Genomic DNA, 19,088 nt, shown 5'->3' on the forward strand with positions numbered 1-19,088 from the left:
AGTTGCTCAAACACGCAACTAACCATACACAAACACGTTAGCTACAATTTGAAAACAAACAACGATTTTTATCCAAAAATGAAAGTTTCACTCGATGGAGAGTTTGGAATTGTCCTTAACGATTATAATGATTGGGATGGTGTTTATTATGTTGATGGAGAAAAGAAACAAGGAATTCCATCTAAAAACTATGGAGTTATAAGATGGGATACAAACAAAGAAAATGACACAGAAGATTGGCGTGGAGTTTTTGGCTCATTTTTAGCAGCTGGAGGAAAAGAACTAAATCAAGATTACGAATTCGAATTTATAAATGACAACGGAGTTTTAAAAACTAAAGGAATTGAATAATAGAATTCTAATTTTAGATTTAGATGGAGTTTTAATAACAAATCCATCGTGGAAAGCCGACCGAATTCACTCGGATGGATATTCTGAATTTAATGAATCTTGTGTTGAAAACTTAAACCGACTTCTTACTCTTACGGAATTTGACATTTGGTTGAGTTCGACTCGACGAACTGTGAAAAGTCTGACTGAATTTAATCTGATTTTTAAAAATCGTCGGATAAAAAAAGAAATCGTCGGATTTTTGCCTGAATATGCAGATTGTAAAAACCGAAAAGAAGAAGTTCTGAAATTCATAACGGAATTTAAAGCGTCTGACTTTTTGATTATCGATGATGATAAATCACTAAATGGATTGGAAAATGGAATAAAAGATAGCCTGGTTTTAACTGAATTAACGAAAGGGTTCAATTCGGAGAAATTAAAAGAAGCGACTAAAAAAATAAAACTATAACTAAACTATGAGCGATAATCTTACAGAAAAAAAAGACACTAAAATCATACACTATTTTGGGATTGGTGCTTTCTTTATTTTAACACTATTTGAACTCTGTGGATTTTTTGGCGAAATATTAAAAGACACTTTAATTGTCTTTAATCAAAACCCAAAAACAACCTATATATTATCAGTTTTGACTTCACTCGTAACGTTTACTTTAATGCTGATGTTATTGCTAAAAAAAATAAAATCAACCTCGAAAAATAATTCTCGAAAGTTATTAGTAATATCAATAATTTCCTTAATTATATCTTGGGCTTTGATAGTCTGTTACGACGAATTTATTGCTGATTTATTAGCTTCCAAACACTCTAACAATTATAGTATATATAATGATTTTTGGAAAGACAAATATTTGTTGAAAGGCTATTTATTAATGGTTCCAGTTTTATATTATTTTATTCTTGCATTTGTTGTTCTGAAAAAAGAAAAACTGTAGCTAACACCATGTATAATTAATTGCTTTGGTCGTTGCTTATTTGGAAAATTCCTTCGGAATTTTCTCGCGTTCGTTTTTGTTTACTAAATTAGTTGCTGAAACACGCAACTAACCATACACAACACCGTTGGCAACAATTTAAAAATCGCGAAAAGCGATTTTTTTTAGTCCATTAAGGCTTTTTGGCTGTTTAAAAATTCTTTTTCTTACGACCTTTTTAAAAATGATAAAAAGCATCCTTTAAATGTTCGATTTTAAACTGCTTTCCTTCTTTAACTATTGCAATTATATCAAAACGGATTTCGACATCTAATTGGTTTATTAAAACATATTCGTCTACTGCTTTAACAATTCGTTTGATTTGTTTTGGTTTTAAAAAATCTTGAGGGTTTCCAAAAGTTGTAGAAGTTCTTGTTTTTACTTCTACTATTGCTAATGTGTCTTCTATTTGGGCAATAATATCGACTTCCGCTTTATCAAAACGGTAATTACGTGCTATAATACTGTAGTTGTTTTCTAATAAAAAATCTACTGCAAGCTGTTCTCCTTTTTTACCAAGTTCGTTATGATTAGCCATTCGGTTTATAATTAGTATCAATATACGCAATTGCTTGGTCTTGGGTTAACACAGCAAATTTTTTATATCTATTATGGACATCAACAATTTCGTCTAAAGCGCTTTGTACTAAGGGTTTATTTTGCCAAGTATTGAGATGTGCGATAACTGTTTTTAAACACCCATTTTTATAAGCTATTTGTCCTAAAACATGGATTAAAGTATCACTAACACGTCTAGTTTTATCAAACTCTAAGGTCTTTAAAAGTGGCAAAACATCTTGTGGGTGTGTACGTCCACGTAGCTCTATACCATGACAAATCTCGCGTCTAATTTCTTTATTCTCATGCTTTAAATAGGTTTTTGCCCAAGCTAAAACTGGTATTGGATTTTTCTCTCCCATTTTTTTAATAGATCCAATGACTGCATTTCTAACACGATGATGCTTATCAAATAATCCAATATCCATAAATATTTGGATTTTATTAAAATGAAATTTACCAATTTCGCCAGCAGCATTAACAACAGTTTGTCTAACTAACTCATTATCAGATATCATTAATTTTTTTAAAGTCAAAAAAATCATAGGCTGTAACACTGATTTTGTATAAAAAATTTTACCAATTGCTAAATAACCTGTTTTTCTAATGTAAGTGTCTTCATCTGAAAAATATAAGATAATGTTTTTATTATTTTGTGAAGATAAATCAGCCTCAATCTGTTGATATATTTTATCAACTAATTGTATGCGTTCTACTTTTGACAGATCATAAAAACTCATTATTTATTCCTCAAACTTAACTGTAGACTTTTCATTATTTACTGTTAACTGTATTGTTCTTCCTAAAATAAGTGCTCTGTTATCTTTTTCATGTCCAGCTGGCATATTAAAAGCAATCGGAAAATCATATTCAGACAATGCATCTAATATTAGCTGTTCAACAGAGGTGCCCCAAAGTGTAGTATTTTTTCTCAACTTACTCATATCTCCAACAACAACTCCTTTACAGTTTTCAAAATATCCTGCGCGTTTTAAACTTTGCAGCATACGATCTATATGATATTTGTATTCGCCTATTTCTTCAATAAACAATATTTTTCCAGACGTATCAATACTCTCTTTGGATCCTAACATTGTGTGTAACATGGTTAAATTACCACCAACTAAAGCTCCAGAAGCAACTCCTTTTTTATTGTATTGTGATCCTTTCAAAGTGTAACTTAATGACTGACCAAAAATGGTGTTTTTAAAAGTTAAGATACTCTTTTCTATTTTGGATAAATCTTCTGGCAAACTTACACACATAATAGCATGCAAGCTTTCTACACCTAAATTATGTATTTGGTTATGCAATGCAGTAATATCACTATAACCAATAATCCATTTAGGTTGGTTTAAAAACTTAGTGTAATCTAATTTGTCTAAAATTCTTACTGTACCATAACCTCCTCTAGCAGACCAAATAGCTTTAATTTTTGGGTCGTCTAAAGCATTCTGAAAATCTTCACAACGTTCTTGATCTGTTCCTGCAAAATGATCGTCTTTACTATACACATGCTTACCTAATACAACATGTAATTGCCAACTTTCTAATAGTTTTTTAGCTCGATTAACTTCATCATTTCTATTTTTTAAAACACCTGAAGGTGCAACAATTGCAACGGTATCTCCTGCTTTTAAATATGCTGGCTTTATCAATTTTGTATCTATTTTGTATCTATTATTTTGCGAAAAACTAAAACTACAAACTATTAATAATAGCAGTATTAAAGTCATTCTTTTATTTTTTTTACTAATCATAAGGTAAAAATACACTATTTAAATAAGTTTTATTTTAATCTTTTTTAAATATTAAAAATCCAAACAATACGCTTATATCGTATATAATTAACTTTAAATTAAGAAATTACATACAAATAATTAAATTTATTTGTTTGTTTATTAGTAATTTACAATCTTTCCTTTAATAAGAGGGATTTTTTAACGATCAAACCGAAAGCCTATGCAACCAATTACTTCTTGTAATATTAGCAGTTTAGCTGTTTATACTCCTAATGCTTCAAATCCTTGGAACGAACAAAAAGTTAATCACGTTTTTAGACGCTTAGGTTATGGCGCAACTAAAACTCAAATAAATGCAGCATTAGCACAAACACCATCAGCTTTTATAGACAGCTTAGTGGATACTGCAATTGCAACTATGCCAACTGCAGCACCAAGTTGGGCTAACACGTCTTATTATGATTTTGTAAATGCTGGATTAGATCCAGATGAACAGATCCAAAATGCACATTATGAATGGCGAATTCAAGCTTTTGATAACCTTTTAAATAATGGGTTAAAAGGAAGAATGACTTTGTTTTGGAGTAATCATTTTGTTACAGAATTGGATGCCTATTACTGTTCAAGTTATTTATATGAATATTATAATGTCTTACAGACACATGCTTTAGGTAATTTTGAACAATTTGTCAGAGACATAGGTCTTACTAATGCTATGCTAGTGTATTTAAATGGGTATCAAAATCAATCTTACGGTAACGATGAAAGCTCCATAAACGAGAACTATGCAAGAGAACTTTATGAGTTGTTTACCTTAGGCGAAAACAATGGTTACACACAACAAGATATTGTTGAAACCTCTAAAGCCTTAACAGGCTGGAATCATGCTACAAATTTTTGTGAAGATATTTCGTTTAACGCAGTTAGTTTTTATAGTAACGATAAAACTATTTTTAATCAAACTGATAATTTTGATTACCAAGGAGTAATTACAAATCTTTTTACCCAAAAAGCACCTTTAATAGCTCAATTTATTTGCGAAAAATTATACAAGTATTTTGTTAGTCCAACAGTAAATGACACTGTAGTATCTGCTATGGCAACTACATTTATTACTGATTTTAATATTGCAAATGTTTTAAGGACACTTTTTAAAAGTGAACATTTTTTTGACGAAACTGCAATTGGAACACAAATTAAAAGCCCATATGATTTATCTAACAATTTTATAAAAACAATTGGTATAACTATTACTACAGAGTATAAAGAAGGATTATTCTATCTTAATGGACTTGCAGGTCAAGAAATTTTCCAACCAGTTGATGTAGCTGGATGGCAAGGTGATCATGATTGGATAAATTCTAGCACACTTACAGGACGTTGGCAAACTATTGAATATCTTGTTTGGAATATGTGGAATAATGAAAATGAATTGTTACGCACTTTAGCAATAGAAGCTTCAAACAATAGTAACGACCCTTATGTAGTTGCAAAAAGCATTATTGATAGATTTGTACCAAAAGAGCTTCACACCTTAACAGATTATGATATTGCTACAGATGTTTTTAAACACGATGTACCTCAAAATTATTATGATAATGGCTATTGGGATTTAACTTGGGGAAGCGTACCCTATCAAGTCGTTTTACTATTACTTCACTTAATTAAAATGCCTGAATTTCAATTAAAATAAAAAACTATGTGCGAGACTCATTCAAATAAAAAGTTGACAAAAGCTGAGATTCATGACCAAGAGCATAAAAAATGGAACAGACGTTCTTTTTTACAAGCATTAGGATTGGTTGGAGGAGGAACCATTATGCTAGGAGGTACTCCAATTACAGCATCAAGACCATCAAATTTGGCTTCCGCTTTAAGCGCTAGTGAAAGTGATAGGATTTTAGTTTTAATTAGACTTAAAGGTGGTAATGATGGTTTAAATACCATAGTGCCAATAGATCAATATGATATTTATGCTAATTTAAGACCAACCATAAAACATAATTTAAATAATTTATACAACCTTTCTGCAGATGTAGGAATGCCAAGTTCTTTAACAGATCTACAATCCCTTTGGGGTAATGGAGCTATGAAAGTAGCGCATGGTGTTGGTTATCAAAATTCTAGTTTATCTCATTTTAGAGGGTCAGATATTTGGGCATCTACAGATGCTGTAAACGACGAGCAAACTGGTTGGTTTGGACGTTATTTTGAACAACTTTACCCAGATTATATTGTAAATCCTCCAACAATTCCTGCTGCAATACAAATTGGTAGTATTGGTAATTTAATATTTGACGGAAACAATAATAACTATGCATTTTCTGTTGCTAATCCCTCTCAATTAGAAACCATTGCTCAAAATGGTACATTACATGAAATGACCAACCTTCCAGGTTGTACTTATGGAGAACAGTTAGAGTTTATGCGTGGTACAACTAATACAACATTTAATTACGCTGGAACAATTCATTCTGCTTATACAAGCTCAACAAATAGTGTAGCTTATTTAGATAATCAGTTTGGACAACAATTGTCAAATGTTGCCAGAATGATAAAAGGTAATCTAGGTACAAAAGTCTACATGGTTACTTTAGGTGGTTTTGATACTCATGCAAATCAAGTCGCAGACCATGACAATTTAATGAATACATTATCTAATACAGTTAAATTATTTTTTGACGATTTAGCTGCTACAGGACACGATCAAGATGTCTTAGCAATGACTATTAGTGAGTTTGGAAGACGTCCAGATGAAAATGGGTCTAATGGAACAGATCATGGAGCAGCATCTCCTTTAATGCTTTTTGGACCAGGATTACAAGGCAATGGATTTATTGGTAATCATCCTAGTTTAACTACATTAGACAATAACGGAAATTTAATTTACAACGTTGATTTTAGACAAATCTATGCAACCATAATGCAAGAATGGTTATGCATAGATCCATCTGTAGTTAATCAAGCATTATTAGGTCAAAACTTTACAACAATAGATTTAGGTTTTAATTGTGCAGCATTAAGTGTTGATGATTTTAATTTAGCAGATGGTTTTACTCATTTTGTACAAATGACAGGTAATCACACTATAATTAAATTTAAAAACCCAAGTACACAACATACTGTTGTTAAATTATATGACATTTTAGGAAAAGAAGTAACTACGCTTAAAAACGACATGCTATTTGCTGGAGAGCACGAAATAAATGTCAAAGAAGCAGCACAGACAAGGTTAAGTACAGGACAATATATTTACCGCATTTCAGTAGGTAATCAACATTATAGTAAGTCTATTATTGTTAGGTAATAAATCCTACTTTTATTTGAAAAGCCTTTAGCCCTCACTAAAGGCTTTTTATTTGCAATAACTTAATCTAAAATCATTAATTTTACGTCTTTAAAAGAAAAACTAAGATGTCAAAAAGATATACAATTACTGCAGCATTACCTTATACAAATGGACCAATACATATTGGACATTTAGCAGGTGTTTACGTGCCAGCAGATATTTATGCCAGATATAAAAGGTTAACAGGTAATGATGTAGCTTTTATTTGTGGAAGTGATGAACATGGAGTACCAATTACCATAAAAGCAAAAAAAGAAGGTGTTACACCACAACAAATTGTTGATAGATACCATAAAATAATAAAAGATTCTTTTGAAGAATTTGGAATTACTTTTGACAACTACTCTCGTACCTCAGCTAAAATACATCATGATACAGCATCAGAGTTTTTTAAAACTTTATATGATAAAAATGAATTTGTTGAAGAAGTGTCAGAACAATTATACGATGCTGAAGCCAATCAGTTTTTAGCAGATCGTTTTGTTATTGGTACTTGTCCAAAATGCGGAAACGAAGAAAGTTATGGTGACCAATGCGAAAAATGTGGAACATCACATAACGCTACAGATTTAATAAACCCAAAATCTGCAATAACAGGAAATGTACCAAGCTTAAAAGAAACAAAACACTGGTTTTTACCTTTAAATAAACATGAAGCCTTTTTAAAAGAATGGATTTTGGAAGGCCATAAAAAAGACTGGAAACCTAATGTATATGGACAATGTAAATCTTGGATTGATGATGGATTACGTCCACGTGCTGTAACACGTGATTTGGATTGGGGAATTCCAGTTCCTGTTCCAGGAGGAGAAGGAAAAGTATTATACGTATGGTTTGATGCTCCAATAGGTTACATCTCATCAACTAAAGAATGGGCTGCCAGAGAAGGAAAAGATTGGGAACCGTATTGGAAAGACAAAGACACTAAATTAGTGCACTTTATTGGTAAGGATAATATTGTGTTTCATTGTATTATTTTTCCAGCTATGCTTAAAGCTGAAGGTAGTTATATCTTACCAGATAATGTACCAGCTAACGAGTTTTTAAACTTAGAAGGTAATAAATTATCGACCTCTAAAAATTGGGCAGTTTGGTTACCAGATTATTTACAAGATTTTCCTAACCAGCAAGACGTGCTGCGTTATGCCTTAACAGCAAATGCACCAGAAAGTAAGGATAACGATTTTACTTGGAAAGATTTTCAAGCCAGAAATAATAACGAGTTAGTTGCCATTTTTGGTAACTTCATCAATCGTGTTGTAGTTTTAACCAATAAATACTATGAAGGTGTTGTACCAACACCATCAGAGTTTTCTACTATAGATGAAGAAACCTTAGCAGCAGTAAAAGCGTATCCTGCAGTTATTGAAAGCTCTTTAGAGCGTTATCGTTTTAGAGAAGCTAGTCAAGAATTAATGAATTTAGCTAGACTTGGAAACAAGTATTTAGCAGACGAAGAACCTTGGAAACTAATAAAAACGGATGAAGCACGTACCAAAACCATCATGTATGTTGCGCTTCAAATAGCAAGTGCATTAGCCACTTTATCAGAGCCTTTTTTACCGTTTACGTCTACTAAATTGAAAAACATACTTAACGTCAGTTCGAGTGATTCGACGCAGGAGAATAGTATCGAGAACAAGTGGGAAGACATTTCAACTAAAAATGTATTACTTCCAGCAGATCATAAAATAGGAAAAGGCGAATTATTATTCTCTAAAATTGAAGATGCTACTATCCAAAAGCAATTAGACAAATTAGAAGCTAGTAAAAAAGCAAACGAAGCAGCTAATAAAGTAGTCGAGCCTCAAAAAGAAGAAATTACTTTTGACGATTTTACTAAATTAGACATACGTGTTGGAACCATCATTGAAGCTACAAAAATGCCAAAAGCTAAAAAACTTTTAGTCTTAAAAGTAGATACAGGTATTGATGTACGTACCATTGTTTCTGGTATTGCAGAAAGCTTTACAGCAGAAGAAGTGGTTGGAAAAAAAGTAACCGTTTTGGTTAATTTAGCACCAAGAGCATTACGTGGTGTAGAAAGTCAAGGAATGATTTTAATGACTGAAGATGCTAATGGTAAATTAGTATTTGTAAATCCCGATGATGCAAATGTTAGCAATGGGTTGCATATAAGTTAAATTATTATGAAGTATATTTTAGTTATTTATACCCTTTTTTTTGTCACTGCTTTAAATGCTCAAGATAAATGGTTAATTAGTGATATTAAAACTGAAACAGAAAGTTTTTATCCTAAAGATATTATTCCAATAGTAAATCAAGACAATAACAGTATTGCTTTATTTTTTACAAATAGAAAGGTAATTTTTGGAAAACTTTACAATAATAAAAAGGAATTAATAGGAACATTAAACAATATAAAAATTCCAAAAAAAGGTAAAATTATAATAGGAGCCATCTATAATAACCAAAACTACACTATATTTTTTAGCAACAACAATAAAACACATTTTAGTACTGTTACTGTAAATTTTGAAACTCGAGATTTTAGTATTACTGAAGATTTAGAAATAGAATTAAAAAAAGAAAAAATATTAGAATTTCTAATAAGAAAAAACAAACTTCATATACTTTCAGTAAGTAAAAATAGTGACATTTTAAAAATTAGAACATTAACTAGTAAAGGAGTAAGTGACACCTTTGATTTTGACTTATCCAATCAAACAATCACTGATAATTTAGATAAAGATTATCCATTATACCCTTTATTATATGGTAATCCAAATTATTCTACAGTTGAGATTATTAACAATGAAGTACCTAACAGTTTAGAGCAATCCAATGCATTTACTAAATTATATTTAAATGAAAACAATTTAATTATTACAAATAATATTTTTAATAAATTCACCTATATTATTACTTTAGATTTAGAAAATAAGTCCTATACTTTTCAAAGTCTAAAAAATAAAGGTTTTGGTAAAAACCAATATGGATCAAATTCTAATTCTTTTATTTTTAATGATAAATTATTTACTATTTATTCCACTTTGGATAGTTTAAATTTTAGCGCTTACAAATTAAAAAAATTAGAATTTTTAAAAAGCTTCAAAATTATTAAAGGTCAAAAAATTGACTTTAAAAACACACCTATCATTCAAGAAGGTGGAGAATTTGATAGCTACAGAGAGCTTGAAAAAACATCAAAATTTTTAAGAAAAGTAACACAATCTAAAATAGCTATAACTGGTTACACTAAAAACAATAATTTAATTATTACTATTGGAGCAAGTAAAGAAATTCAAACAAGTAGTTTTGGAATGATGAATTTTGGTTTAATTGGTGGTTTAGCCTATGGATTATTAACCAATTATTATAATTATTCTCGCACCAAATCCACAAGAATAAGTTGCTTGTTTGACCAAGATTTAAATCATAAAACAGGAGTTATTCCTTTAAATATTTTTGACAAGATTCAAGATTTTAAATTAAAGAACAAAAAAATTAACACTACTTATTTAGAAACTTTATTTAAATTTAATTCTAGTTTACTTTTAGGTAATTATAATAAAAAAGACGGTCGTTATACACTTTATAAATTTGATTAGATTTAATACAATCAATGTCTACACTTTTAAACTACATACTTTCCAAAACCCAACTACCTGAAACGTCAGTAAAAAACACTTTAGATTTATTACATCAGGATTGCACAATTCCTTTTATTTCTAGATACAGAAAAGAAGCAACTGGTAATTTGGACGAAGTACAAATTGGAGCTATCGTTAAATACAAAGAACAATTTGAAGCTTTAGAAAAACGAAAAACTGCCATTATAAAAGCATTAACAGAACAAGATGTTTTAACCCAAGAGTTAAAACAAAAAGTTGAAGCTTGTGTAGATTTAACAACACTTGAAGACCTTTATTTACCTTATAAAAAAAGCCGAAAAACTAAAGTAGAAACCGCTAGAAAAAATGGATTAGAACCTTTAGCAAAAATCATCATGTCGCAAAATGCAAATGATGTGGAATCTATTGCATTTAAATACGTAAAAGGCGACGTTAAAACGGTTGATGATGCTTTAGAAGGTGCAAGACATATTATTGCAGAGTGGATTAACGAGCGTACAGATATACGTAACAATTTACGAAAGCAATTAGAGCGTTATGCTATGATTTCCACGAAAGTGGTAAAAACAAAAAAGGACGATGAGAATGCTCAAAAATTTAGAGATTATTTTGAGTGGGAAGAATCTTTAAAACGCATTCCGTCACACAGATTATTAGCTATTTTAAGAGCCGAAAAAGAAGGTTTTATTCGTGTTAAAATAGAAATAGACAAAATAAAAGCTTTAGAAAACATTGATAGACGCATTATTAAAAGCGACAATGCTTGTGCAGACCAATTAGAATTAGCCATTAGTGATGCCTACAAACGATTATTATTCCCATCATTAAGTAACGAAGCTTTGCAAAAAGCAAAAGAAAAAGCAGATGAATCTGCAATTACTGTATTTGCTAAAAACTTAAAACAATTATTATTAGGTTCGCCTTTAGGCGAAAAACGCGTACTAGCTATAGATCCTGGATATAGAACTGGTTGTAAAGTGGTTTGTCTAGATGAGCAAGGTACTTTATTGCATAACGAAACTATTTATCCTCATCCTCCAAAAAGCGATAGTATTGGAGCCATAAAAAAACTATCAACATTAACAGAAGCTTATAAAATTGAAGCAATTGCAATTGGAAATGGTACTGCATCGCGTGAAACTGAAGCATTAGTTAAAAAAGTACATTTTAAAAACGACATGCAAGTGTTTGTGGTTAGCGAAGCTGGAGCAAGTATCTATTCTGCTTCCAAAATTGCACGAGACGAGTTTCCTAATTACGATGTAACTGTTAGAGGTAGTGTGTCTATTGGACGACGTTTGCAAGATCCTTTAGCAGAATTAGTAAAGATTGATGCAAAGTCTATTGGTGTTGGACAATACCAACATGATGTAGACCAAAATAAACTGCAAAAACAATTAGATGTTGTGGTAGAAAATTGCGTAAATAGTGTTGGTGTAAACATCAATACAGCAAGCACATCGTTACTAAGTTATGTGTCTGGAATTGGCCCAAAATTAGCCGAAAACATTTTTAATTATAGAAACAATAATGGTGTTTTTAAATCCAGAAACGACATTAAAAAAGTCCCTCGTTTAGGCGGAAAAGCGTTTGAGCAAGGTGCTGCTTTCCTTAGAATTAAGCAACCCAAAAACCCATTAGACGATTCTGCAGTACATCCTGAAAGTTATAAAATAGTTCAAAAAATGGCTAAAGACTTAAAGGTGTCTTTGGATGATTTAATTGGTAACACTGCATTACTTAAAAAAATAGAATTAAAAAAGTATTGTACAGATTCTGTTGGGTTACTTACACTTGAAGACATTTTAAAAGAGTTAGAAAAACCAGGTTTAGATATTAGGGAAGAAGCAAAAGTCTTTACTTTTAATCAAAATATTAAAACTATTAACGATTTGGTTTCTGGTCAATTACTACCAGGAATTGTCAATAATATTACCAATTTTGGGTGTTTTGTAGATATTGGTATTAAAGAAAGTGGTTTAATACACGTCTCAAACTTATCAGACAGTTTTGTAAAAGATGTTAATGAGCATGTAAATTTACAACAACAAATTATAGTTAAAGTTTTAGAGGTAGATATTCCGCGAAAGCGTATACAATTAAAACTGCATAAATAGTTATTTTTTTAGTTGCTCTAAAAATTCCTGTCTTCGATTACGTGAGACAGGAATTTTAGCATTTCCAGTCAGTATTACATAACCTTCATTAAGATACTTCTCAATATAACTTAAGTTTATTAAATGAGATTTATGTACTAAATAAAAATCGCTATTGTCCAACATTTTATTAAAGTGCCCAATACTATTTGAACTTAATAACGATTTTCCTGTTTTTAAATGAATTTTAGTATATCCTGTTTCACCTTCGCAATGAATAATGTTTTCAATTTTTATAAATTCTAACCCTTCTATAGAAGGAATTATAATTTTCTTTTTTTGAAACGTTTGCACACCCAAATTTTCAATAAGCTGTTTGTTTTTTTGAAGCGCAGATTTGTCTTCAATATTTTTTTCGGCATTAGTTACCGCTTCAACTAAGTCTTTGTTATCTACTGGTTTTACAAGGTAACCAATTGCACAATGCTTTATAGCTTCTATAGCATAGTTATCAAACGCTGTTGCAAAAATGATTTCGAAATCTGGGTTTTCAAATTGTTTTAAGACATCAAATCCGCTTAATTCTGGCATTGCAATATCTAGAAAAACCAAGTCTGGTTTTAATGTTTTTATTAACTCTATCCCTTCTTTTGGGCTTTGGGTTTGGGCAATTATTTCAACATTTGGACATAAACGCTCAAGCTTATTTTTTAAAATAGCTAATGCTTTACGTTCGTCATCAATTAATATGGTTTTAATGGTCATAATCGTCTTCATTTAAGTCTTCTTTAAAAATTAAAGTGACTTTGGTTCCTGTTTTATCTGATACATCAGCACGATCTACAATTGTAAAATCGACATCCCAATGTTTACTTTCTTTAAGCAAAGACAAACGTTCTTCTAGTACAAAACTAGAATGCTCAGTATGTGTTTGCTTCTTTTTAGCAGTCATCATTTTTGCTTTATTAATACCTATCCCATCGTCCAAAATTTGAACTTTAAAGCTACTATCATTAATCTTTAAAAACTTAATATTTACATTTCCTTTTCCTTTTTTATGAAAAATTCCGTGATTAATAGCGTTTTCTAAAATTGGTTGCAAAATCATTGGAGGCAAAAACAAGTCTTGTGTATCTAAAGCTTTATCTATCTTTAAATGAAAGTCAAAATCGTCTTCAAAACGGAGTTTTTCGATATCCAAATAATTTTTTAATAGCGAAATTTCGTTTTCAACCGAAATACGTTCTTTACGAGAATACTCGAAAAACTGACGCATTAATTTTGAAAACTTAGCTAGATAATCTTCACTTTTTTCGACTTCGTTTAACTGAATATAATATTGAATAGCATTAAGTGAATTATGAACAAAATGCGGATTCATTTGTGCACGAAGCGCATTTAATTCTAGCTCATGTTGACGCTTTTGGTTGTTTAATTTAGCCTCTAACTGCTCTTGTATTAGTTTGTTTTTACGATTGCTGAAGGTTATGAACAGGAAAATTATTCCAGAACTAATTAAAAAAATAATACAAAAAAATGTTACAAAAATTATTTCTCCTTTAGACATAAAAAACTCATGATATAAAACCCATACATTATTAAATTTAAAACCAAAATAAATATTCTAAAATAAATTGAAGGAATATCTAAAGGTTTTTGAAGCAATGTTAATGGTACGTAATTAATAAAAAATATTAATGTTCCAGTAACAATCCAAAATTTTTGATTGTCTTGATATTTTACAACTTCATTTTGTGATAGTAATTTTGAATAAAATAAAAATGAATGAATTGCAATTAATATACTTAATAATATGAATAGTGCTTTCCAAAGTTTAAAAAAATCTTCAAAAATAATAAAATAAAAAAGCGCTACTGAAAAAATTGTAATTGATAGTAAACCTAAAGCTTTAGTCTTATTAATATTTTTTAACCAGTATAAATAAAAATATCCAGCTACAATTATATAAATATTGTAAACAAAGTAGGCTTTAACATTATAAAATTTTGGCACGAAATAACCTAATGCCTCAATAATAAGTACAAATCCTAAAAAGAATAAAAAATTTCTTTGTGTTGATTTTTTATATTTTTCCCACATTATTATTGCAACAATAAAAGCAACAATTTGTGAAGACCACATTAAGATTCTTGTTATTAAATTAATTTCCTCCATCATATTCTATATCATCTGGATCTCCAGAACTTCCCATATTTAAAGGACTTATTCCTGTAATATTTTTATTAGATTCTACAGCTCTTTCGCCTTCTCTAAAAGTAGGCACAAAGAATAAAGTTGATCTAATTATGTTATCTCTTTTATCACGTTTAAGTGCCATTTTTTTAGCTCCAAAATATATTCTTAACCCTAATGTTCCTGAATCATCGATACCTTCAATATTTTTAGATTTTTCTTCTACATAATGAATGTAATTTTTAATTTCATTTAATTCAAACCAAACCTCTCTATTGTCTTCTGCTACATCTCCATTATGGTTTAAATATTCATTAAGAATTGCAAATTGATTTGACTTATAAGTTTCTTCTAAAATATTTGCCTGCTCTGGAGATATTAATCCGCTTGGTTCTTGATATTCTTGATTACAGTCTTCGTTTTTACTACATTCTTTAAATAAAAAAAAGGAAAGAATTAGTACTATAATTAATAGGGTTTTTGATGTTAAATTTTTCATTTTTTGTTAGTTTTAGTTAATAGTTAGATTACTAAGGTAAGGTTTAAAATTAATTTGCAGACCCAATTGATAATGCATATGAGTAACAAGTTCCGTTACCTAGTGATATACTTCCTGACCAATTATAAGAAGTGCAACTTGCTGTAAACGTATAATCGCCTTGTGGTAAATCTCTAAAATAATGCATGCTTGAATGTGTGTCTTGACAATGTACTGTTGATGATGGTAGCATTGCAGAGTCCATAGTACCATTACCTCTTCCGTCTAAAGTTATTGTTATTGTTCCACAATTTATATCCTCAAAACTGTAAAATATAATTTTTCCAGTACCAGTTGGAAGTACTTCATCTACAGATGAATCATCATCATTACTACAACCCATAAAGGCAACTATTGTTATTAAAAAAAATATTGTTTTTATTACGTTTTTCATTTTTATCATTTTATAAAAACCCAAGACTGCTTAAACAGTCTTGGATTGATTAATTGTTTTTAGTTATTACAGCTAAAAAATTCTACTATTTCTACTTGATTATTAGCAACAGTAACCATTTGACTTGTTATGGTTTGTGTCCATCCAGCTTGATTTACAATTTGCACAGTGTAAGTTCCATCCGCTAATCCTGCGAAAAATATATTTCCGTTTATATCAGTTGTTTCTGTCCTGATAAGTGCATTTGTAGCGTCTAATAGATTAAATGTCCAACCACCTCCTAATTGATCTGATACATTGTTAAACAGTCTGTCACAATCGTCTTCTAAAATATTTAAAACACTAATTACATTATTCTCGCAACATCCTTCAGAGTTATTAGAGATTGCTTCATCACCATTTGTAGTTACCATGTTTCCAACAAAAGAAAACCCTAAAATAACAGCACCTGTGTTTACCAATTGGGCTCTAATACTATAACTACCAACAGACAAAGGTACACTTGTAGCAGACCAAGTTAATATTGGATCTACAGACCAAACATACGTTGCACTTGTATTTAACACCGTATTTGTTGCGTTATCTATTAACAAAAATGTGACTTGGTCATCTCCTTTATAGGTAAAACTAAAATCTACATTTGTATCTGTTAGTACACAAAACGAGCGTTCAAAAACATAAGGAACACGGTCTCCATCTACATTGGATGCATTATTACATCCAAAGCTTCCGTTAGGTCCTAAATCAAAAGGAGCTATTGTTGTTGATCCTGGTTGATTTACCCATTGTGTATTTCCAAAATTATTAAAATTCATTGCATATGTTTCTCCAGTAAAAGTCCCAACTGCTGTACTTGTACATGGATTACCAGGAGTTCCTTGAAAAATTGGAGGTTGATTTATAATTTTCCAAAATGGATCTACTGCTCCAAAAGCTGCTACAATAACATCTCCATTAGCATCAATACCTGTAGATAAATTTAATTCGCCTTCTAGATTACAATCTGGATCTATAATTCCTCCATCTGGTGTACAATCGCAATTTACATTTACCATTCCATCTAAAATTCCATCACCATCAGTATCACAAGGATCTCCAATATCTAAACCAATAATTGGACAATCAGGAGTATTAGATGAAGTATATCCACAATCTTCTTCATCACTACAAGAAAAAGCAAATAGTAAAATAGTGGTCATTAATACTAATTTTATTGCTGAGAAAAAACCAGATTCTAAATCGTTGTTTTTCAATGTTTTATATTTTGTGTTCATTTTTATAGTTTTATTTGATTTATCTGAAAAAATGTGTTCGCTAATTAATATTTGTATTTCTATTCAAAATTTAAGAAACGCTCGGTTCATTTTTATAGTTTTTATTAAGCCAAGACTTCATTTTTTATAATCCATCTTGGCTTGAGATTCAATAATAGCCTCTTTTTTAGTTAATACATACTACTTTAAACTCTGTTCTACGATTAATGGTATGCTCGTTTTCTGCACATTGTACTCCATCTGCACAACGGTTTAATAATTCTGTTTCTCCTGCTCCACGAGCGATTAAACGATCTCTAGAAATTCCTGCATTTACTAAGTAATTTACTGTAGATTGTGCACGTTTTTGAGATAAATCTTGGTTATAGTCATTTCCTCCACGAGAGTCTGTATGTGATGACATTTCTACTTTTATAGTTGGGTTGTCTTCCATTAATTTTATAACATAGTCTAAGTCTGGTTTAGATGCTGGAAGAATATCCCATTTTGCTAGATTAAAAATAATGTTATCTAATTTTATAGACTGTCCACAAGGGTTAACACACATTTCAAAGTCTATAAATAATGAGCTATCTCTATCATAATCGTTTGTAGTTACAGTCACTTCGTTAGAAAAATAACCGTCTTTATTACCGTTTAATAAAAAAGTAGAGGCTTGTTTTAAATGAAAGATAAAATCACCCATTGAGTCTGACAATGTATTTTTTTGACCTGGAATTGTAGTATCTCTTAGTGTTATATCTACACCTTGAATTCCTTTATCAGAATTACATTCAACAACACCGCCAATTAAAATAAAGTTTAAGTCTCCATATTTAAGAACTTTTTGGATGCTATTTCCATCTTTTTTACAAGCATCAAATTCGTCTTTTAAAATTGTAACATCTTCTAAACTAACATCATAAAGCTTTCCTTTTACAATTAAATTATCTGCTGTAACATCATTAAACACAACAACTCCATAAGAGTTTGTTGTGCCAGATTGCACAATGTTTCCGTCTAAATCTTCTAAAACTACATCTGTAAAAGGTAAAATTTGGTCAGTATATTTATCTCTAGCAGTTACTGTTACACCACAACCACAAGTAGCACAACATCTTGGCATGTGGTCTTCTCCACAAACTTCGCAAACGTCTTCTTTTTCTTTCTTATTAAATTTATAAGTAATTCCTGCAAATACTCCTACTGAAGAAATATCACAATCGCAAGGTTCTTCTCTTAATTGTGGATCGCTTGAATCTGCAATATTTATAGGTTGTCCAGTTATAGAGCTTCCTTCTACTACTGGTAAGTAAGCAGCAGACACACCTAATGGAGTATCAAACATCTCTTCTGCACCAAAATGACGCATATAGTAAGCACCTGCATTAATCCCGAAATTGTCATTTAAAAAATACGTAAAACGTACTTGTCCTTTAAAAGTAAAAACACTAGACGCATCATATCCTGCATGAAAATTTAAAGGGACTACTGGAGCTGTACTTTCTAAATAAGTACGACCTCCTTTTATAGATGATAATCCAAACCTGGTATTAAACTCTGTTGTAAATTTTCTAGATTGACTTCTAAATTGAAAATTTGGTCCAATACCATAGAATACTCTAGTTATATTATCTTCTGTAACATTAAATGTATTTAGTAAAGTTGATCCTGTTGGATCATACAAATTATCTGTTGGATAGGTGTTTTCTGGCTTGTTCTTGATATAATCAAAGTCAAAACCTAGACCAAACCAATTCCAGTAATAGTCTAAAGATAAGCCTAAGTCTAATCCACCATTATAGTCTATATATGGTGTATTGTTGTTATAACTAGGGAAGTCATAACCAATTCTAGGTGATAATTGAAAGTAATTATTATCATCCTGTTGTGCATTTGTTGTAAATGCCGAAGCAAATACAAATACGATTAATAAAAGTTTTAATAGATTTTTCATGATTTACATTTTTAATTTTAGTTATACACACTTACATAAAGAGGTTGTTAGTTTTGTTACCCTCTTTTTTAAAAATTTTTATTAATC

At 30.4% G+C, this 19,088-nt stretch carries 18 protein-coding genes; 8 read left to right on the top strand and 10 right to left on the bottom strand.

Features of this window, described 5'->3' with window-relative positions:
• Positions 1-78 precede the first annotated feature (78 nt).
• Genes SJY17_RS02530 through SJY17_RS02540 form a run of 3 tightly spaced genes read left to right on the top strand, consistent with a single transcriptional unit; the run spans position 79 to position 1,286 of the window.
• A complete protein-coding gene (locus tag SJY17_RS02530; protein WP_397363881.1) occupies positions 79-351 on the top strand; it encodes a hypothetical protein in 273 nt (90 codons plus the stop codon).
• Positions 344-802, top strand: a complete 459-nt coding sequence (locus SJY17_RS02535; RefSeq protein ID WP_397363883.1) for an HAD domain-containing protein — start codon at positions 344-346, stop codon at positions 800-802. Before SJY17_RS02530 ends, SJY17_RS02535 begins: the two co-directional genes overlap by 8 nt.
• Before the next feature lie 7 nt (positions 803-809).
• Positions 810-1,286 carry a hypothetical protein gene (locus tag SJY17_RS02540; protein WP_397363884.1) on the top strand — a complete coding sequence of 159 codons (477 nt, stop codon included), beginning with the start codon at positions 810-812 and terminating at the stop codon, positions 1,284-1,286.
• A 217-nt stretch (positions 1,287-1,503) separates the two neighbouring features.
• Here the strand turns inward: SJY17_RS02540 and SJY17_RS02545 are convergent, their stop codons facing one another.
• From SJY17_RS02545 to SJY17_RS02555, 3 genes are read right to left on the bottom strand one after another with little or no spacing between them, the layout of a single operon-like run.
• Positions 1,504-1,863: a YraN family protein gene (locus tag SJY17_RS02545; protein ID WP_397363885.1), complete on the bottom strand. Its 360-nt coding sequence runs from the start codon at positions 1,861-1,863 to the stop codon at positions 1,504-1,506.
• Positions 1,856-2,623, bottom strand: a complete 768-nt coding sequence (locus SJY17_RS02550; RefSeq protein WP_397363886.1) for a HEAT repeat domain-containing protein — start codon at positions 2,621-2,623, stop codon at positions 1,856-1,858. The genes SJY17_RS02545 and SJY17_RS02550 overlap by 8 nt, the downstream gene beginning before the upstream one ends.
• Before the next feature lie 3 nt (positions 2,624-2,626).
• Positions 2,627-3,619 carry an LD-carboxypeptidase gene (locus tag SJY17_RS02555; RefSeq protein WP_397363887.1) on the bottom strand — a complete coding sequence of 331 codons (993 nt, stop codon included), beginning with the start codon at positions 3,617-3,619 and terminating at the stop codon, positions 2,627-2,629.
• 226 nt (positions 3,620-3,845) lie between these two features.
• On the opposite strand from SJY17_RS02555, the gene SJY17_RS02560 reads away from it, so the two are divergent.
• From SJY17_RS02560 to SJY17_RS02580, 5 genes are all read left to right on the top strand, one after another.
• Positions 3,846-5,318, top strand: coding sequence for a DUF1800 family protein (locus SJY17_RS02560; RefSeq protein WP_397363888.1), 1,473 nt, complete (start codon positions 3,846-3,848; stop codon positions 5,316-5,318).
• A 6-nt stretch (positions 5,319-5,324) separates the two neighbouring features.
• A complete protein-coding gene (locus tag SJY17_RS02565) occupies positions 5,325-6,932 on the top strand; it encodes a DUF1501 domain-containing protein (RefSeq protein ID WP_397363889.1) in 1,608 nt (535 codons plus the stop codon).
• Between the two features lie 107 nt (positions 6,933-7,039).
• Positions 7,040-9,118, top strand: a complete 2,079-nt coding sequence (metG, locus tag SJY17_RS02570) for a methionine--tRNA ligase (protein ID WP_397363890.1) — start codon at positions 7,040-7,042, stop codon at positions 9,116-9,118.
• A 6-nt stretch (positions 9,119-9,124) separates the two neighbouring features.
• Positions 9,125-10,546 (top strand): hypothetical protein, encoded by a 1,422-nt coding sequence (locus tag SJY17_RS02575; protein ID WP_397363891.1) that lies wholly within the window; start codon positions 9,125-9,127, stop codon positions 10,544-10,546.
• A 14-nt stretch (positions 10,547-10,560) separates the two neighbouring features.
• Entirely contained in the window at positions 10,561-12,687 is a 2,127-nt protein-coding gene (locus tag SJY17_RS02580) for a Tex family protein (RefSeq protein ID WP_397363892.1), read from the top strand.
• Here SJY17_RS02580 and SJY17_RS02585 read toward each other — a convergent pair whose 3' ends face one another.
• The 7 genes from SJY17_RS02585 to SJY17_RS02615 all read right to left on the bottom strand — a co-directional run bounded on the left by SJY17_RS02585 (position 12,688) and on the right by SJY17_RS02615 (position 19,001).
• Positions 12,688-13,443, bottom strand: coding sequence for a LytR/AlgR family response regulator transcription factor (locus SJY17_RS02585; protein WP_397363893.1), 756 nt, complete (start codon positions 13,441-13,443; stop codon positions 12,688-12,690).
• The gene (locus tag SJY17_RS02590) at positions 13,421-14,233 is read right to left on the bottom strand and encodes a sensor histidine kinase (protein ID WP_397363894.1); all 813 of its coding nucleotides are present in this window, start codon (positions 14,231-14,233) and stop codon (positions 13,421-13,423) included. The genes SJY17_RS02585 and SJY17_RS02590 overlap by 23 nt, the downstream gene beginning before the upstream one ends.
• Positions 14,215-14,808 carry a hypothetical protein gene (locus SJY17_RS02595; RefSeq protein WP_397363895.1) on the bottom strand — a complete coding sequence of 198 codons (594 nt, stop codon included), beginning with the start codon at positions 14,806-14,808 and terminating at the stop codon, positions 14,215-14,217. Before SJY17_RS02595 ends, SJY17_RS02590 begins: the two co-directional genes overlap by 19 nt.
• 19 nt (positions 14,809-14,827) lie before the next feature.
• Complete coding sequence (locus tag SJY17_RS02600; protein WP_397363896.1) at positions 14,828-15,358, bottom strand: hypothetical protein; 531 nt, start codon at positions 15,356-15,358, stop codon at positions 14,828-14,830.
• 49 nt (positions 15,359-15,407) lie between these two features.
• Positions 15,408-15,791, bottom strand: coding sequence for a hypothetical protein (locus tag SJY17_RS02605; protein WP_397363897.1), 384 nt, complete (start codon positions 15,789-15,791; stop codon positions 15,408-15,410).
• A 59-nt stretch (positions 15,792-15,850) separates the two neighbouring features.
• On the bottom strand, positions 15,851-17,065 hold the full coding sequence (locus SJY17_RS02610; RefSeq protein ID WP_397363898.1) for an SdrD B-like domain-containing protein: 1,215 nt from the start codon (positions 17,063-17,065) through the stop codon (positions 15,851-15,853).
• A gap of 166 nt (positions 17,066-17,231) precedes the next feature.
• Positions 17,232-19,001 carry an OmpA family protein gene (locus SJY17_RS02615; RefSeq protein ID WP_397363899.1) on the bottom strand — a complete coding sequence of 590 codons (1,770 nt, stop codon included), beginning with the start codon at positions 18,999-19,001 and terminating at the stop codon, positions 17,232-17,234.
• Between the last annotated feature and the right edge of the window lie 87 nt (positions 19,002-19,088).

The sequence above is a fragment of the Olleya sp. R77988 genome (assembly GCF_044594215.1).
Taxonomy (GTDB): Bacteria; Bacteroidota; Bacteroidia; order Flavobacteriales; family Flavobacteriaceae; genus Olleya.

Excerpts from the sequence above, each read along its gene's own strand:
- SJY17_RS02545 (WP_397363885.1), bottom strand. The coding sequence starts at position 1,863 with ATGGCTAATCATAACGAACTTGGTAAAAAAGGAGAACAGCTTGCAGTA.
- SJY17_RS02560 (WP_397363888.1), top strand. The coding sequence starts at position 3,846 with ATGCAACCAATTACTTCTTGTAATATTAGCAGTTTAGCTGTTTATACT.
- SJY17_RS02580 (WP_397363892.1), top strand. The coding sequence starts at position 10,561 with ATGTCTACACTTTTAAACTACATACTTTCCAAAACCCAACTACCTGAA.
- SJY17_RS02615 (WP_397363899.1), bottom strand. The coding sequence starts at position 19,001 with ATGAAAAATCTATTAAAACTTTTATTAATCGTATTTGTATTTGCTTCG.
- SJY17_RS02540 (WP_397363884.1), top strand. The coding sequence starts at position 810 with ATGAGCGATAATCTTACAGAAAAAAAAGACACTAAAATCATACACTAT.
- SJY17_RS02575 (WP_397363891.1), top strand. The coding sequence starts at position 9,125 with ATGAAGTATATTTTAGTTATTTATACCCTTTTTTTTGTCACTGCTTTA.
- SJY17_RS02610 (WP_397363898.1), bottom strand. The coding sequence starts at position 17,065 with ATGAACACAAAATATAAAACATTGAAAAACAACGATTTAGAATCTGGT.
- SJY17_RS02595 (WP_397363895.1), bottom strand. The coding sequence starts at position 14,808 with ATGTGGTCTTCACAAATTGTTGCTTTTATTGTTGCAATAATAATGTGG.
- SJY17_RS02585 (WP_397363893.1), bottom strand. The coding sequence starts at position 13,443 with ATGAAGACGATTATGACCATTAAAACCATATTAATTGATGACGAACGT.
- SJY17_RS02600 (WP_397363896.1), bottom strand. The coding sequence starts at position 15,358 with ATGAAAAATTTAACATCAAAAACCCTATTAATTATAGTACTAATTCTT.
- SJY17_RS02530 (WP_397363881.1), top strand. The coding sequence starts at position 79 with ATGAAAGTTTCACTCGATGGAGAGTTTGGAATTGTCCTTAACGATTAT.
- SJY17_RS02555 (WP_397363887.1), bottom strand. The coding sequence starts at position 3,619 with ATGACTTTAATACTGCTATTATTAATAGTTTGTAGTTTTAGTTTTTCG.
- SJY17_RS02605 (WP_397363897.1), bottom strand. The coding sequence starts at position 15,791 with ATGAAAAACGTAATAAAAACAATATTTTTTTTAATAACAATAGTTGCC.
- SJY17_RS02565 (WP_397363889.1), top strand. The coding sequence starts at position 5,325 with ATGTGCGAGACTCATTCAAATAAAAAGTTGACAAAAGCTGAGATTCAT.
- metG (WP_397363890.1), top strand. The coding sequence starts at position 7,040 with ATGTCAAAAAGATATACAATTACTGCAGCATTACCTTATACAAATGGA.
- SJY17_RS02550 (WP_397363886.1), bottom strand. The coding sequence starts at position 2,623 with ATGAGTTTTTATGATCTGTCAAAAGTAGAACGCATACAATTAGTTGAT.
- SJY17_RS02590 (WP_397363894.1), bottom strand. The coding sequence starts at position 14,233 with ATGTCTAAAGGAGAAATAATTTTTGTAACATTTTTTTGTATTATTTTT.